This is a genomic window from Streptomyces sp. NPDC025651 (assembly GCF_055558735.1).
Map to the genome: position 1 here is coordinate 199944 of NZ_JBVHLZ010000009.1, position 16611 is coordinate 216554.

At 74.5% G+C, this 16611-nt stretch carries 8 protein-coding genes; 1 reads left to right on the top strand and 7 read right to left on the bottom strand.

Translation table 11 applies throughout. The features are described 5' to 3' along the window. Nucleotides 1-51: 51 nt before the first annotated feature. The 7 genes from ACZ4D5_RS29650 to ACZ4D5_RS29680 are packed head-to-tail and all read right to left on the bottom strand — an operon-like array spanning nucleotide 52 to nucleotide 14101. Nucleotides 52-2046: an Hsp70 family protein gene (locus ACZ4D5_RS29650; protein WP_467775504.1), complete on the bottom strand. Its 1995-nt coding sequence runs from the start codon at nucleotides 2044-2046 to the stop codon at nucleotides 52-54. Further along, nucleotides 2043-4184: an Hsp70 family protein gene (locus ACZ4D5_RS29655; protein WP_467775505.1), complete on the bottom strand. Its 2142-nt coding sequence runs from the start codon at nucleotides 4182-4184 to the stop codon at nucleotides 2043-2045. The genes ACZ4D5_RS29650 and ACZ4D5_RS29655 overlap by 4 nt, the downstream gene beginning before the upstream one ends. After that, nucleotides 4181-4624: a nucleotide exchange factor GrpE gene (locus ACZ4D5_RS29660; protein ID WP_467775506.1), complete on the bottom strand. Its 444-nt coding sequence runs from the start codon at nucleotides 4622-4624 to the stop codon at nucleotides 4181-4183. The genes ACZ4D5_RS29655 and ACZ4D5_RS29660 overlap by 4 nt, the downstream gene beginning before the upstream one ends. After that, nucleotides 4617-4976 carry a hypothetical protein gene (locus tag ACZ4D5_RS29665; RefSeq protein ID WP_467775507.1) on the bottom strand — a complete coding sequence of 120 codons (360 nt, stop codon included), beginning with the start codon at nucleotides 4974-4976 and terminating at the stop codon, nucleotides 4617-4619. The genes ACZ4D5_RS29660 and ACZ4D5_RS29665 overlap by 8 nt, the downstream gene beginning before the upstream one ends. Further along, nucleotides 4973-11197: a CHAT domain-containing protein gene (locus ACZ4D5_RS29670; RefSeq protein WP_467775508.1), complete on the bottom strand. Its 6225-nt coding sequence runs from the start codon at nucleotides 11195-11197 to the stop codon at nucleotides 4973-4975. The genes ACZ4D5_RS29665 and ACZ4D5_RS29670 overlap by 4 nt, the downstream gene beginning before the upstream one ends. Next, nucleotides 11170-13560, bottom strand: a complete 2391-nt coding sequence (locus ACZ4D5_RS29675; protein WP_467775509.1) for a hypothetical protein — start codon at nucleotides 13558-13560, stop codon at nucleotides 11170-11172. The genes ACZ4D5_RS29670 and ACZ4D5_RS29675 overlap by 28 nt, the downstream gene beginning before the upstream one ends. A gap of 52 nt (nucleotides 13561-13612) precedes the next feature. After that, nucleotides 13613-14101, bottom strand: a complete 489-nt coding sequence (locus tag ACZ4D5_RS29680) for a hypothetical protein (RefSeq protein WP_467775510.1) — start codon at nucleotides 14099-14101, stop codon at nucleotides 13613-13615. A 286-nt stretch (nucleotides 14102-14387) separates the two neighbouring features. On the opposite strand from ACZ4D5_RS29680, the gene cyc2 reads away from it, so the two are divergent. Continuing rightward, nucleotides 14388-16556, top strand: coding sequence for a germacradienol/geosmin synthase Cyc2 (gene cyc2 / locus ACZ4D5_RS29685; RefSeq protein ID WP_467775511.1), 2169 nt, complete (start codon nucleotides 14388-14390; stop codon nucleotides 16554-16556). Nucleotides 16557-16611 lie beyond the last annotated feature (55 nt).

Below are 16611 nucleotides of genomic sequence, written 5' to 3' on the forward strand. Positions count from 1 at the left end.
CTCATCCTCCCTGGCTTGCGGGGGTGGCTCACGGGGCGGATCGCGGGCCCTCTACCCGAGGACGTCCCCCCTGCCACGCCGGTTCCTGCCGTCACGGTTCAAACGCCTCAACAGCGCCTCGGCGTCGGCGTGTTCAGGATCCCACGTCAGACACTTCCCCAGGGCCTCAATCGCCTCATCCCGCTGCCCCCGCCGGTCCAGCTCCACGGCGTGCCGGTAGGTCCGCTCGGCGAGCAGCCCGCGCACCCGTACGTTCGTCGGGTCGTGGCCGTACGCGCAGTTGAGCCACCGCTCGGCGTCGGCGAAGTGCTCCGGCGCCATGTCGGCCATCGCGGCCGCGCAGTGCACGTCGATCATCGCGTCCAGCATGTCGGCCCCGGTCGGCCTGGTCGCCGCGTCCTGCCAGGCGATGTGCGCCGCCTGCACGGCGTGGTCGTACCTGCCGAGCGACAACAGGGCCTGGGCGCGGGCGAGTTGGCGCCGCGAGGTGTAGTCGAGGGCCGGGGCGGGGTCGGGGGGCGGGGAGGTCGCGGCGCGGGCCGACGCGGCCGGCTGGACCTCCGACCGCGCGGGCGGCGCGGGGTCGGGTCCCGGGGGGCGGCGGTCCAGGCCGTCGAGCAGCTCCTGCGCCTCGGCGATGATCTCCCGGAGCAGCGCGGCGGCCTCGGCCTCGCGTCCCTGCCGGGCGAGCAGCCGCGCCCGCGCCACGCCACGGGACTCCCGGCCGTCGCCCGCCTCACGCGCGGCGCCCGCGTCATCCCGTACGCCACGCGGATCCCGTACGCCACGCGGGTCCCGCCCGTCATGTGGACCCGGCCCGCCACGTGCGTCCCGTACGACACCCGAATCCCGCGCACCGCCCGGCTCCCGCTCCTCCGCGCCCACCAGCGTCGCCGCCAGCGGAGGCGCGTCCGAGAGGGTGTCCTGGGGCGCGGCGGCCGGCTCCAGCGGGCCCTCCTCCAGGGCGGCGGGACCGGAGGACGCGGCGCCGCCCGCTAGCCGCACCGCATGCTTCAGGGCGCCGAGCGCGAGCAGCTCCGGCGGTGCCTGCACGCTCTTCCTGCCGAGCCCCGCCACCCGTGAACGCACCTGCTCCATCAGGGTGTTGCCGCCCACGAGCAGCAGCGTGTCGACGTCCGAAGGCGTCATCCCCGACTGGTCGAGCAGCGCCTCCGCCCGGTCGAGGGTGCGCCGCACATGCCGGTCCAGATACGCGTCGAGGTCGGGCCGCGCGAACCGCACCCACAACGGCGGCCCCGCGCCGAGCTCCAGGTCGAGCACCGCGGCCTCCGGCCCGCCCGGCGCGCCGAGCGCCTCCCGTGCCTCCTGCCCGCGCGCGCGAAGACCCTGCCACACCGACGCGTCGACCCCGGTGACCCAGCCCGCGCCCCGGTGCCGGCGCAGCAGCCGCACCGCCGACGACAGCGTCTCCGCGTCGAACGCCCGGCCCCCCGACGTCACCCCGCCCTCGTAGCCGAGGGAGCGGAAGTGACCGCGCACGCTGCGGATCAGGCCGATCTCGAACCCCTCGTACCCCATGCCGTAGACCAGGCACGTGCCGCTGTCCCGCTCCGTCATGTGGCCGATCACCGCGGCCATGGAGTCGCTCACCAGGCGCGCGGGGTCCAGGCCCGCCTCGCGCGCCGCGTCCCGCAGCGCGGCCCGCTGCGCCGAGCCGAAGCGCGCGGGCACGCTGATCACCGTCTGCGCCACCCGCCCCGGCGCCGCCGCCTCCACGCGCTCGCGCACCGACCGCAGCAGCCGCACCACCAGCTGGTCCGCGTCGAACGACTTGCCCGCGATCCGCACCGGACGCCCGCTCCCCAGACGGCTCTTGAGGCTCGGGAAGGTCACCGGGAGCTCGCCCATGTCGGCGGGCTCGCACAGCAGCCACGGCCCGTCGCCCGACTCCGGTTCGAGGCGCCGCCCCGGCTTGTCCGGCAGGGCGAAGAGCGCCCGCACGCCCGTGGCGCCGAAGTCGATGCCGAGGCTGACCGGGGCCGCGGCCCCCGACGCCGGCCGGTGCGCCGGCCGCGCCTGCGTCATCCGCCGGCCGTCTCTCCGGCGAACCGCAGGATGCCCTTGTAGTCCGGCTTGTCGGGGAGCGTCGGCACGGCCCGCTCCGACTGGGCCACCGCCACCAGGTTCACGAGGTTGCGCGCCTGCTGGGCGGTCTGCACGCGATTGCCCTGCCGGTGGGCCTGCTTGACGTACTCGACCGCTTCGTTGATCTGCCGCACCGTCTCCGGCGGCGCGCCCTCCGAGGCGAGCTCGGCCTGGCGGAACTGGCTCGCCAGACCGCACTGGCGGTACATGTCGTCGAGCAGCAGCTCGGTCAGGCGCTTGTACTCGCCGCTGTCGCCCATCGCCGCCGCCCGCTGCGCCTGCTCGATGTCGCGGCGCACCTTCATCGCCTGCACCGGCTCGATGTAGGGCCCGTACCGCCTCAGGAAGTGGTCGGCCTCCCGCTCGGCGAAGCCCAGCTGCTCGCGCAGCACCGCGCTGTCCAGCTCCTCCACGGGCTCGGGCGGCGGGGTGCGCGGCTTCTCCCGGTTGGGCGTGGCCTCCAGGACCATGTCCGTGCCGCGCACCGAGATCTTCACCGTGATGATGCGGTCCGCCGAGTAGTTGAAGGAGACGTCCACCTGGCGGTTGATCTCGATCTCCTGCGGCAGCTCGAACTCGACCACGCCCTGCTCGTGGTTCTCGCTCGCCACCTTGCTGTCGCCCTCGTACACGGGCACGCGGATGCGGCGGCTGTCCGTCGCGTGGAACGTGCGCTGACGCGGCTCGGAGAGCGGATAGGGCGAGCCCGCCTCGATGATCTCGACGAACACGTCGCGCTGGTTGCCCTTGATCGCGGCGATGCCCATCGCCATGGGCGTCGACTCGTACAGGCCCGTGTCGCCCTTGGAGCGCCCGTCGGCCAGGCCCCTGCCGCAGGCCGTACAGGCCTCCGCCCCGTACTCGTTGACGCACCGGCACTCCGGGTCCGAGCACTCGACACCGCGCAGCGTCTCGGCGAGCACGCCCGCGCCGAAGGCGACGCACTCCATGGGGTTGATGTTCCTGCGCACCTTCTCCGCGCCGAAGAACGCCTCGACCGCCTCGTACACCGGCCGGGTGAGCGTGCCGCCGCCCACGAGCAGGACGTCGGAGATGTCGTCCGTGGAGAGTTCGTAGCGGCCCAGGGACTCCTGGACGAGGTTCATGGTCCTGGCCACCAGCGGCGCGATCATGCCCTGGAACTCGCCGCGCGTCAGCTTCATCTCGACGTCCAGGACGCCGTTCTCGCTGCGGTACGCGGCCGGGATCACGATGTACGTCTCCGGCAGGTCGTTCAGCTCCCGCTTGGCGCGCTCGGCGGCCTTCTTCGCCTGGAACAGGAACGCCTTGTCCCCCGACGGGTCCACGTGGTGCTCCTCGCGCATCCACGCGATGATCCGCTCCACGATCGCCAGGTCGAAGTCGTCCCCGCCCAGCCAGATGTCACCGGCCGCCCGCAGCACCTGGAACTGGCTTCTGCCCTCCTGGTCCTTGACCGCGTTGAGGATCGAGATGTCGAAGGTGCCGCCGCCCAGGTCGTAGACGAGCACCCGGCTGCGGGCGCCGCCCGGCTTGTGCAGACCGAAGGCGACCGCGGCGGCCGTCGGCTCGTCGACGATCTTCTTCACCACCAGGCCGGCCTTCTCCGCGGCCTCGCGCGTGGCGGCGCGCTGCGCGTCACGGAAGTAGGCGGGCACGGTGATCACGGCGTGCGTCACCGGCTCGCCCAGGGTGCGCGCGGCATCCCTGACCAGCTTGTCCAGGATCACACTCGAGATCTCCGCGGGGGTGCGGGCGCGCCCGGCGAGCAACACGTGCGCCCGCGGATCCTCGTCGGGCCCCGCGACGATCTCGTAGCTCATCCGGTCGCGGGCCCGCGCCACCGACGCGTCCGCGAAGTCCCTCCCCATCAGGCGCTTGACGGAGACGATGGTCTCCTTGGGCTGCCGGATCGCCCAGTTCAGCGCGTCCTCGCCGACCAGCGGCTGGTCCTTGCCGTCACGGTGGACGACGCCGACGACGGACGGGGTGAGCCGCTCGCCCTTGCTGTTGGTGAGCACCGCGATGTCCGCGCGGTGCGGATCGTGGGCGGCGACCGCGCTGTTGGTGGTGCCGAGGTCGATGCCGATGGCCTTCATTCCCGCTCCGTCCCTTGCTCCGTGCCGCCCTCGACGGCGACGACCACCCGGGCGGCGCGCAGCACTTGCCCCCGGTATCGATACCCGCGCTGCAGAATCTCAAGGACCTCGTCGCCCTGTGTTCCGGCGGGCGCCGCGCGGACCTCGGCGACGTGGTGCGTGGCCGGTTCGGCCCGCTCGCCGACGTGCCCGACGCGTTCGAGCCCCTCCTCGGCCAGGGCCCGCTCCAACTGCCCGGCGATCAGCGCCACACTCCTTCGGTACCTCTCCACGTCGCTCCCCGCGCCGTCCGCGAGGAGCCGGTCGAAGGAGTCGAGGACGTCGGCGCAGCGCAGCAGAAGGCGTTCGGTGAGGGCCCGGTGGGCGGCGTCGCGGGCGGCGATGTCGCGTGCGTGCTCGTAGGCCAGCCGGGCCGTCGGATCCTGGCCCCGCTCAGACATCGAACCGGATCAGGTCGTTCAGGAGGCGCGCGTCGTCCTCCGGGAGCGGCTGCGCCGGCACGTCCCGCGGCCCGCTCTCCCCGGCGAGCTCGCGGTCGATGTCGGCCTGGACGAGCGGGAGTTCGGCCGCGAGGTCCACGTCGTACAGGAGGAGGTCGACGAGCAGTCTGCGGCGTACGCTGCGCAGCTCGTCCCACGCCTGCTGGGTGACCGGTGTCATCAGGTGCCGGGCGAGCAGCTCGAAGGAGACGTCCTGCATGTCCGCGTGGGACGTCCAGGGGGTCACGCCCGCCGGGGCGAGCGCGCCGTAGGGAAAGGGTCCGTCCCAGCTCGCGGAAGGGTCCTCGATCACGCGACGCTGCCTCCTTCTCGGTTCTTGCCGTTCCCGCGCCCGGGTACGAGTTCGACGAGCCAGCGGCGCACCGCGTCGAGCAGGGCCCGGCGGATCCGGCTGTCGGTGGGGTCCGCGCGGGTGGCGCGGATCAGGTGGTGCAGGGCCCACAGGATGTCGCCGCCGCGCAGCGCACGCTCCGCCCGGTCGGTCAACTCCGCGGCCCAGGTGGGCAGATCGTCGTCGTCCGGCGGGGTCTCCTTGCCGTCGCTGCGGATCAGGTCGCCCATGCCGCCGACGCCGAGGTGCCGGGTGAGCAGCTTCTCCATCTCGTCCAGGGCCTCGCCGAGCGTCTCGCGGTAGCGGTGCGTCAGGGCCTGCCCGAGGCCCACGTCCAGGAGGGCGAGGGCCTCGCGCAGCAACTCCAGGCGCTCGGGCACCTCGTACGTCCGGTCGTCGAGGGTGAACACCAGGGCGCGCGCGAGGTTGTCGCGGGCGTGGCTGGACTCCGGGTTGAGGACGAGGGCGCGGCGCAGGTCGGCCTCCGCGCCGTACACGTCGGAGCGCATGCCGTGCCTGGTGCGGGTGTAGCCGCGCCACACACCGCGCATCGACAGCAACGCCGAGAGTTTCGCGTGCAGTTGGCCGAGCAGGTCGCGGTCGAGCGGGTGCAGCACCGTGATGACGGACTCGACGAGCGTGACGGCCTCGTCCAGACAGGTGCCGAGCTGGACGCCGTCCTCGTCGGTGAGCGCCTCGACGCGGCCGAGGACCGTGCGGATCACGGCCTTCTTCGAGCGGGCCTGCATGCCCGCGTTGCGGGACACCTTCACCAGCTCGCCCCACTGCTCCAGGGCGTCGTCGAGCCCGCCGTCGCCGCGGGTCAGGGCGGTCTTCGCGAGCGAGAGGCGGACGTGCACGGCGAGTTCGACGCCGTCCTGGAGGAGGCGGGCGTGACGGCGCGGCAGACGGACGTAGGCGGGGTTGCGGCGCAGGAAGTCCTGGCAGTGGCCGCACTCCTCGGTGTGCCACGCCGCCGACGCGGGGCCCGCGCAGTCGTCCGGCAGGGTGGTCAGGGTGCGCAGCGCGGGCAGGGCGCGCAGCGCGGTCTCGAACTTCCGCACCTCGCACAGGGCGAAACTCTGCGCCAACTCCGAGAACGCCCAGCGCAGTTCGCGCACCGTGTACTCGCCGGGGTCCTTGCCCTCCTTGGCGGCCGCGTCGAGCTGCGCGGCGAGCTCGGCGAGCGGCGCCTGGAGGTTCAGCAGCCGCAGATAGCGCGGCCCGCAGGCCAGGGTGGCGCCCGCGCCGGGCACGTCCGGCAGCCCGCCCACGTCCTTGAGGACGCGCGCGCCGCCGAGCTCCGACTCCAGGACGCCCGCCAACGCCTGGTAGGCGTCGGCCTGTTCGGGGCGGTCCTGCTCGGTGTGCCGCTGCTCGTAGGCCGACAGCTGGCCGAAGAGGTGCTGGCTGAGCTCCCAGCGCAGCGACGCCATGTCCTCGTGCGTCAGGTCGCGTTCGTAGCAGGCGGCGCGCTCGGCGCGCCAGCCGTCCCAGTACCCGTCGTCGCTGAGCAGCGTCGCCCAGTACGCGAGCGCCGACTCCCAGGCGGCCACCGCGTGTTCCCACGCGCCGCTCTGCTCCAGCTCCTGCGCCTGCCACAGCCGGGCGGCGGCGAGCCCGTGGACCACGGCCATGTCGCCCGGCGCCGCCGTCAGGCGCCGCTCCCACTCGGCCGCGGCGGCCTCGCGGTCCCTGGCGAGCAGGAGCAGCAGCGGGGCGTCCCGCGGGAAGCGTTCGCACAGGGCGTCCAGGAGGCCGGGGCCCTCGTCCGGCGAGAGTTCGGCGAGGGCGTCGCGCAGGGCGGCGGGGGAGGACCACCGGTAGAGCAGCGCGTCGAGCCGGAGGCGCCGGCCGGGCAGCCGGAGCCGCTCCAGGGCGACGCGCTCGTGCCACGACATCGTGCCGCGTTCGAGCAAGGCGTACGAGGCGTTCTTGACGACGTCCATGGAGGCGCCGGGGTCCACGCCCGCGTCCCGGAGGGCGAGATACGGAAAGGTCTGGTCCCGTACGGCGAAGGGGTCGGCGACCAGGGGGGCGCTGGTGAGGCCGTCCGCCCACGGCAGCAGCCCGATGAGCCGCCGCAGCCTGCGGCACCGCACGTCGGCGCGGTCGAGGGCGCCGCAGGCCCGGTCGTACGCGGTGATCGCCGCGCTCCACTTCCCCGCGGCCTCCAGCAACCGCCCCTCGGCGTAGGCGAGATGGGCGTCGGCGTCCCGGTGTCCCGGACACTGCCGGAAGGCGTCGGCGGCCCGCTGCCACTCCTGGTGCGCGTCGGCGATGCGCCCGCGCGCGTAGGCGGCGACGGCGGGCGCGTCACGGTGCTCCCCGAGGGCGTCGGCCTCGGCGGCCACACCCGCCCAGTCCCCCTCGGCCGCGGCGGCCCGCACGCGCGCGTACCGCCCCCGCGAGGCGACGTCCACGCCCCGCACCCCGTCCGCCTCCAGCGCGGCGTAGGCCTCGCCGACGGCCCGCCAGTCATCGCCCCCGGAGGCGCACTCCTCCGCGATCCGCGCCTGCACGTAACGCCGCCGCACCTCGACGTCGGCCCACGCGCCGTCCATCGACTGATGGACCCCGAGCGCCTCCTGCCAGCGCCCGGCCGCCTCGTGGGCACGGGCGAGGGCGTAGCGGTAGAGGTGGATGGCTTCGGGGTCGGGGGCCGGGGCCGCCGTGTCCGCACGCTCCTCCGGCGCGCTCGTGGCGGCGTCCGGTGCGCCCCCGGGAAACGCCTTCGCGTAGATCTCGCACGCCGTCGTCCAGTCGTCCGCCTCCTCCGCCCTGCGGCCCTCCGCCTTGCGGCGCAGGGCGCCCGCCGCGCACTCGCGGGCCTCGTCCGGGACTCCGGTGAGCAGCCCGAGGACCGCCGTCCAGTCGCCGCGCAGATCGGCGGCCACACGCGCGCGTGCGTACCGGCGGCGTACGCCCACCTCGCCGTGCGCGTACGTGTCGGGCAGCCGGCCGAAGCCGTCGATGACGCCGTTCCACTCGCCCCGCGCGTCGGCGGCCCGCCCGCGGGAGTACAGCACCCGGTCGGGGACGTCGGCCAACTCCGACGGCAGCCCCGCGAAGAGCGCGAGAGCCTCGTCCCAGAGTTCCCGCTCCTGGCAGAGGCGTCCCTGGGCATAGGCGTGGAGGGCGTGCGCGTCGGCGGGAACGCGATCCGCGGGACCGGACGGCGTATCCGCAGCCCGCCCCCGCCCCCCGGCCCCGCTCGACCGCAGATCCGCGCCTTCGGCGGGGCTGCCGTGTCGGTGCGGGTCTTCGGCGGGGTTGCCGCGCCCGTGCCGGTTTTCGGCGGTGGTGTCGTGTCGGTGCGGGTCTTCGGTGGGGTTGCCGTGTGCGTGCCGGTTTTCGGCGGTGGTGTCGTGTCGGTGCGGGTCTTCGGCGGGGTTGCCGTGTGCGTGCCGGGGCTCAGCGGTGGTGCCGTGTGCGTGTCGGTCTTCAGCGGTGGTGCCGTGTCCGTGCCGGGCCTCAGCCGTGTCGCCGCGCCCGTGCCTGTCTTCAGTGGAGTCGCCGCGCCCGTGCCGGGCCTCAGCGGGGCGGCCGCGTTCGTCCCCGTCCCCGGCTCCGCTCCCTTCGCCGTCCCCGCCCCCGCCCCCGCCCCCTTCGCGGTCCGCGCCCAGGGGCTGGCGCCCGTCCCGGCTGCCCGGCCCGCCCGCCTTGCCGCCCCCGGCGGCCAGGCATTCCCCGAACGCCTCCGCCGCCGCGGCCCAGTCACCGGCGACCGCCGCCGACCGCCCCTGCGCGTAGTGCCTGAGGCCTCGCGTGGCGCGGTAGTCGTCCGGGAGCGGGGTCAGATGGGTGAGCACGGACTGCCAGTCCGCCGCCTCCGTGGCGGTGAGCGCGGCCTCGTACACACGTCGGCGCAGATCGCTCAGCCACGGCTCCGTGTCCCAGCCCCGCGCGTCCGCCGCCGCCAGGTCGGTGAGCGCGTCGGCGAGGCGTCCGGCCCGCACCGCGGCCCGGCCCCGCGCGAACAGGAGGCGCACCGCACTGTCCAGGAGATCGCCCGCCGCCGCATAGCCCTCCGCGGCCCGCTCCCACGCGCCCTCCGCGTCCGCCGCACGCCCCGCGGCATACGCACTCCAGGCCTCCGCGCCCGGCCCCGCCTGCGCGAAGGCGTCCCGCGCCGCGGCCCAGTCCCCGAACTCCGCCGCGGCCCGCCCCCGCGCATGCGCCGCCCGCCCCGCCGCGTCGTCGAGGTCCGCGCACGCGGCGTACGCGTACTCCGCGGCCGCCCAGTCCCCGTTCGCCTCGGCGGCCCGCCCGGCCAGGTAGGAGGACCACGCCGTGGCCACCACGTGACCCGGGCGCAGCGCGAGGACGGCGGCGTAGGCCCGGGCGGCGGCGCCCCAGTCGCCCGCGCGCCGCGCCAGCTCGCCCTCCTCGCAGGTCCGCGCCACGTGCAGCTCGTCACGCGCCGCCGCGAGCCGCTCCGTCACGTCCCGCGGCCCGCCGGGCCGCGCGGCGAGCACTTCCTCGTAGCGGTCGATCGCCGTGGCCCAGTCGGCCGCGGCCTCCGCGGCCCGCGCCTGGTCGATCAGCGAGGTGAGCCGCCGCAGCCCGGCCACCTCCGCCGCCAGCGCGCCGGGCACGGGGCCGGGCAGCAGCTCCCGCACCACCGCGAGCTGCGCCTCGGCGCCCGCCGCGTCCCGCTCGTCCGCGAGCAGCGCGCACAGCTTCTCCAGCTCGGGCCAGGCCAGTTCGAAGGCGGCCTCGGCCCGCATGCGGCGCTGCTCGTCGGCGTAGCTCTGGGTCTGCGTGCGCAGGATCCGCTGGACCTGCGCCCAGTGCCCGAGGTCCCGCTGGAAGCGCGCCGCGTCGATCAGAACGGCCGCGCCGACGTGCCCGTAGGGGTTCTGGAAGGTGCTCAGCGCCTCCGCGCCCTCGCGCAGCGGGTCCGCCGACGCCCCCGTCCCGCATGCGTCGTCACGGACCTCCCGCGCCTTGAACAGCCAGCCCTGCCTGCACTCCTCGTGCAGGAACAGCGCGGGCGTCGCCCACTCCACCGCCGTGTGCTCCGGCTGGTGGGAGATGCGCAGCCGCGCGGCGGCCATGGACTCGTCGACGGTCTTGTTGGTCGCGATGCCCTTCAGGAGCTCAGGGCTGAACGCGCCCGCCGACACGTCGCTCACCTTGCCCCGCATCGCCACCACGGCGGGCACGCCGCCGCCGATCAGCGCCTGCGCGAGTCCGGAGAAGGGTTCGAGGTGCGAACTGTCCGCTCCGGAGCAGAGGTTGAGTGCGACGAGCCGCAGCCGCTGCGCCTTGAGCAGGATCCCGCTGAGCAGATCCGCGGGCACCCGGTCGATGCCGCCGCTCTCCGTCTCCAGGGCGACCACGCCCTTGCCGAGCTCGTGGTCGTACGTCCCGTGCGCGATCAGCAGGACGGCGGTGGGCAGGTCGGAGTGCGCGCCGAGCGCCGCCTCCAGGCCCGCCCGCGTCGCCCGCTCCAACACCGTGGTCTGCACGGCCACTTCGGGCAGGTCGTGGCGGAGCGCGGCCACCTCGGCCGCGGCCCGCAGCGGATCGAGGCCTCGGGGGGACGCGCACGCCACCAGGAGCCGGATCAGGCTCGGCTCGTCCGCGGGGTCGGGCAGCCGCTGCCCCAGGGGTCCGCCCGGCAGCGAACGCACCAGTGAATAGCCGTGGTTGAGCGCGAGGGACTGCTGCGGGCTGCCGGGCGGCGCGCACAGCGACTCCAGGGGGAGGTCGCGCAGTTCGGGCGGCAGGTCGAAGCGGAGCCGCAGGCCGCGCGCCGGGCGCATCCGCTGCGCGCGGTCCAGCGCGGTGTCGACGCAGAGCCCGACGCGGGCGCCGACACCCTCGCAGGAGCCGTCCGCGCCGCCGCCCGCCGCCTCCTGCTCCTCGCCGGAGCCTTGACCGGCATCCGCGTCGGAGCCGCCGAACAGCAGCCGGAACACCCCGCGCCCCAGCGTCCGCAGCTGCGCCGCGGTGTGCTGCTCGCCCATCGGCGCGAACCCGAGCTCCGAGGCGATGAGCCGGTCCCACTGCTCGCGGAACGCCGCGGGTTCCCCGCCGACCGCGATCACCTCGGCCGCGCACGCCGGGCCGCCCGCCGTCACGAGATAGCGGGACGCGCCGACGCGGCGGACCCGGATGCGGAGTTCCTCGTAGGCGAGCACGGCCGTCACTGCTCGCTCACGTCGGGCTGCCACATGACGAGGTTGAGGTCGGAGACCGCGGCCTCCCGCTGCTCCTCCAGGTCGGGGTCGTCGGGGAAGAGCGCCAGCGCGGCGGTGAGCTGGTCGATGGCCTCGCGCAGGGTGGACCGCGCGCCGGACAGGCTGCCCGAGGTCCAGCGGGCCGCGGCGAGCCCGCGCAGGACGACGCCGAGGCTGACCTGGGCCCGCAGCAGATGGGGGTTGAAGGCGACGGAGCGGCGCAGGTCGGCGGCGGGCTGGTCGAGCAGGGCCTCCTCGTCGTTGGCCACGGAGATGCCGCGGTCGGCGAGGACCCGCGCCAACTGGCCCTCCAGGCGGGCCCGTTCGTTGGCGCCGATCACCGAGCGCGTCGTCTCCAGGGTGGACACGGCCAGGCTCAGCCGCCCCTCGCGGTGGGCCGCGCGCGCCGCGCCGAGCGCCATGTCGACGATGGCGGTCTGCGTCTCGCGGTACCGCTCGAGCTCCCTGCTGTGCACCAGGGCGCGCCGCCAGTACGCGGCGGCCGCGCCGAAGTCCGGTCGCGCGCAGGTCAGTTCGGTGCGCCCCATGACGAGGCGGGCCTCCAGGGCGAGGCCCCGCGCGTCGAGGGAGAGCCTGCGGTGCTTGTCCGGGAGTCCCGCATAGCCGGGGTTGAGCTCGTCGAAGCGGGCGCACCCCGGCTCGCACACGGCCGCGGCGCCGGTCGCGCTCCCGCCCGCCCGGCAGCCGGGGCAGCGCAGCTCGGAGAGGGAGGCGAGGGCGTCGGCGGCCTTGTCCTGGCCCAACAGGAGCTGTGCGAAGCCGAGTTCGGAGAAGGCGTACGTGAGGGAGGCGTACGCGCCCGACTCGTCCTGCGCGGCGGCGAACGCGCCGAACTCCGCCGACCTGCCGAGCTCCGCGATGCGCAGCGGCCCGCAGAACAGGGGGACGCCGCCGCCTTCGGCGGACGGGAAGCCGCCGACGGCCGCGAGCAGCTTCGCCGCGTCGGCCTCGCGCTGGAGCAGCGGTCCCGGCGCGACGCGCGTACCGGCGGCTTCGTCGCCGGGCATACGGCGTTCGAGCACCTCGCGCAGTCCGGCGCGCAGGACGGGCACGAGGGAGTCCTCCACGGCGACGCCGTAGCGCCGGGCGGCGGTGGCCCGCACACGCTCCCAGAACCCGGCGTCGTGCAGTACGGCGGCCCAGGCGGCGACGCAGGGCTCCCACGCGGAGTTCCCTTCCTGCCTCGGCTGCGCTTCCTGCGTTTCCTTCTCTTGCTGGGCTCCCTGCGCTTCAGGGGCCTCCTGTGCCTCCCGTGCCTCCTGTGTCTCCCGTACCTCTTGTGTTTCCTGTGCCTCCTGCGCTGCCTGTGTTTCCTGTGCCCCTTGTTCCCCTCGCTCCTCCTGCTCCTCCCGCTCCTCTCGTTCCTCCCCCCTCTCCCGCCTCTCCTCGCCTTCCAGGTCGGGGGAGTTGAGGAGGGCCAGGGCGAGGGCGTGGGTGACCCGGTGGTCGGCGGGGTCGTGCCGCACGGCGTCCTTGAGCAGCTCGACGGCGGCCTCGCGCCGCCCCGAGCGGACCAGCGCCACGGCGTGCAGCGGGGCGTACGCCAGGGGAGCCCGGTCGAGCCCGCGCGCGGCGGCGATCAGCTGCCCGGCCCGTTCCCACTCCCCGGCGTCCGTCGGCCCGCGCCGTTCGCCGAGGCCGGTCAGCGAGGTGACCGCCGCCCTGCGGAGCCGCAGCGCCACCTCGCGCGCGGAGCGGCCCGAGAGCACGGCGAGCACCCAGCGGGCCTCGTCGTCCAGGGGTGCGGACAGGGAGGCGGCGCGGAGGTCGGCGAGTGCGGCGTCGCGGTCGCCCGCGCGGGCGTGGACGTAGGCGCGCTGGACCAGGCTCCTGCCGTGCGGGACGGCGCAGCCGAGGGAAGCGGTGAAGTGGCGCTCCGCGGCGCCGAGGTCCCCTTGGCGCGCGGCGGCGCAGCCGAGCCAGTGCAAGGGCCCCGCGGCGGCGGGCCGCAGGGCCCGGGCCCGCTCGAACTCACTTACGGCACCGTCGACTTCGCCGCGCGCGAGCATCACACGCCCGGCCCCGGTCAGGGCCCGAGCGGCGATCCGGGCCGCGCCTTCGCCGTTCGGCACCGGGTCTGCGCCGCCCTGGCCGAAGCCGCCGTTCCCGCCGCCCTGGCCGAAGCCGCCGTTCCCGCCGCCCTGGCCGAAGCCGCCGTTCGCGGCACCCTGGGGTTCCGTGTCTTTCGTGTCCCCCGGAGCCACCCCGACCAGACCCAACGCCTCCCGGAAGAGGCTCTCGGCCGTCGCGGTGTCGGCCCGGGTCAGTGCCGACTCGCCCTCGGCGCACGCCTGTTCGGCGCGGGTCAGGTCCGTACGCGCGGTGTACGCAGTCACAGTCAGCCCCCGATCCGCGGCGGGCGGCCCGCCGCGACCTCCGGCCGGCAGGTCAGCCGGCGGCCTCGTCAAGGACCGAACGCCAGCGGCCCTGGGCGCGGTCGTAGTGCAGCGGGCCCACCGCGAACCGCGTCAGGTCGAGCGCGGCGAGCCTCTCGTACGCCTCGGCGGGCAGGTCGGGCTCCAGCACGACGTCCAGTCCGGTCGCCGCGTCCTGCAGCACGATCGGCCGTGCCCTGCGGGCCTCGCCCAGGGTGCCGGGCGCGGGTGACGCGGGGCGGGCCGTCCTGCGTACGACAGCCTTGAACTTCTCGTACGCGTCCTTGACCGCCTCCGCGCCGAGCCCGCTGAGGAACGCCTGCAGGGGCAGCGACGCGAGGACGATCCAGGGGATGTCGGCCGCGCCGCGGTGGTCGAGGACTCGGCGGACCCGGGCCGGCGGGAAGCCGAGTCCGGCGAACGCGGCGACCAGCTCGTGGCGCAGCTCTTCGGGGACCTCTCGGTCCAGGAGCAGCTCCGCTCGCGGCGGCGCATCGGTCATGGAAGTGCTTCCTTCCGGGGGTGTGCACCGCAGCCTAGAGGCGTGAGCCGTGCGTACGCGGGGAAACCGGTGATTCAGTGAGGCCGATCCGGGACGCGGTCCCGAAGGGGGTCCCGCACGTCGTTCGGATCACGCGCCCGAGGGCGCCCTGGAAGGGGCGGTCCGGGGCGCCGCCCCTTCCACACGCGCGCCCTCACCACCCGTCGAACTGATGTCAATTCACGCGATGGTGCGATCATCGCGCGCCCCGAGGATGGCCGTCGGAGCCCCCGGGTAGGGCCGGGCCATGAATCAGCCGTTCGAACTGCCGCACTTCTACATGCCGTATCCCGCGCGGCTCAACCCCCACCTGGAGGAGGCGCGCGCGCACTCCACCCGGTGGGCGCGGGACATGGGCATGCTGGAGGGTTCCGGCATCTGGGAACAGAGCGACCTCGACGCGCACGACTACGGCCTGTTGTGCGCGTACACCCACCCCGACTGCGACGGCCCCGCGCTGTCCCTGATCACCGACTGGTACGTGTGGGTCTTCTTCTTCGACGACCACTTCCTGGACATGTACAAGCGCACGCAGGACCGCTCCGCCGGCAAGGCCCATCTGGACCGGCTGCCTCTCTTCATGCCGATGGACCTCGCGACTCCCGTGCCCGAGCCGGAGAATCCGGTGGAGGCGGGCCTCGCCGACCTGTGGGCGCGCACGGTGCCCGCGATGTCCGCGGACTGGCGCCGCCGCTTCGCCCGCTCCACGGAGCACCTCCTGAACGAATCCCTGTGGGAGCTGTCCAACATCAACGAAGGGCGGATCGCCAACCCCGTCGAGTACATCGAGATGCGCCGCAAGGTGGGCGGCGCCCCCTGGTCGGCGGGCCTCGTCGAGTACGCGACGGCCGAAGTGCCCGCCGCCGTCGCGGAGTCGAGGCCGCTGCGCGTGCTCATGGAGACGTTCTCCGACAGCGTCCACCTGCGCAACGACCTCTTCTCGTACCAGCGCGAGGTCCAGGACGAGGGCGAGCTCAGCAATGGGGTGCTCGTCCTGGAGACCTTCTTCGACTGCACGGCCCAGGAGGCCGCCGACACCGTCAACGACGTCCTGACCTCACGCCTGCACCAGTTCGAGCACACCGCGCTCACCGAAGTGCCCGCCCTCGCCCTGGAGAAGGGCCTCACCGCGCCCGAGGTCGCGTCGGTCGCCGCGTACACCAAGGGACTTCAGGACTGGCAGTCGGGCGGCCACGAATGGCACCTGCGCTCCAGCCGGTACATGAACGAAGGCGCCCTCGCCTCCTCGCCGCTCTCCGGGCCCACCGGCATCGGCACCTCCGCGGCCGATGTCGGCGCGCTGCTCGCGACCGCCGACGCGGAGCGGCTGAGGCCCTTCACGCACGTGCCGTTCCAGAAGGTGGGCCCCTCGCGGATCCCGGACATTCACATGCCGTTCGAGCTGCGCCTCAACCCGGAACTGGACGCGGCGCGGCACCGGCTCACCGGCTGGGCGCACGCCACGGGCATCCTCGCCGAGGGTGTCTGGGACGAGGACAAGCTCGACGCGTACGACCTTGCGCTGTGCGCGGCGGGCATGGACCCGGACGGCACCCCGGAAGCCCTCGACCTCAGTGCGCAGTGGCTGGCCTGGGGGACCTACGGCGACGACTACTACCCCCTCCTCTTCGGCCACCGCCGCGACTTCGCCGCAGCCAAGCTCTGCACCGAGCGCCTGACCGCGTGCATGCCGCTGGTCGAGGCAGAGCCCGTCCCGGCGCCTTCGAACGCGCTGGAGCGCGGCCTCGCCGACCTGTGGCGGCGCACCACCCGCGCCATGACCGCCGACCAGCGGCGCACCCTGAGGGCCTCCGTGGAGGTCATGACGGAGAGCTGGCTGTGGGAGCTCTCCAACCAGCTGCAGAACCGTATCCCCGACCCGGTCGACTACCTGGAGATGCGCCGCGCCACCTTCGGCGCCGACCTCACCACGAGCCTGTGCCGGATGGGCCACGGCCCCGCCGTGCCGCCCGAGGTGTACCGCAGCGGCCCCGTGCGCTCCCTGGAGAACGCCGCCGTCGACTACGCGATGCTCGTGAACGACATCTTCTCGTACCAGAAGGAGATCGAGTACGAGGGCGAGATCCACAACGGCATCCTGGTCGTGCAGAACTTCTTCGGCTGCGACTACCCGACCGCGCTGCGCGTCGTGCACGACCTCGCGACACAGCGCATGCAGCAGTTCGAACACATCGCCGCACACGAATTCCCCGTCCTGTACGAGGACTTCGAGATGTCCGCGCAGGCGCGCGCGACCCTGGAGGGCTACGTGGTCGAGCTGCGGAACTGGATGGCGGGCATCCTGAACTGGCACCGCGGCTGCCGTCGTTACGGCGCCGAGGACCTGGCACGGCGCACGCACGGCTTCGTGCCCGACCGGGTGCCGAGGATGCCGTCGATCGCGGGCCTGCGCTGAGGCCGACCGCCGTTCCGTGCTGAAGCGGACGGCCGTTCCGCGCTGATCCCCAGAG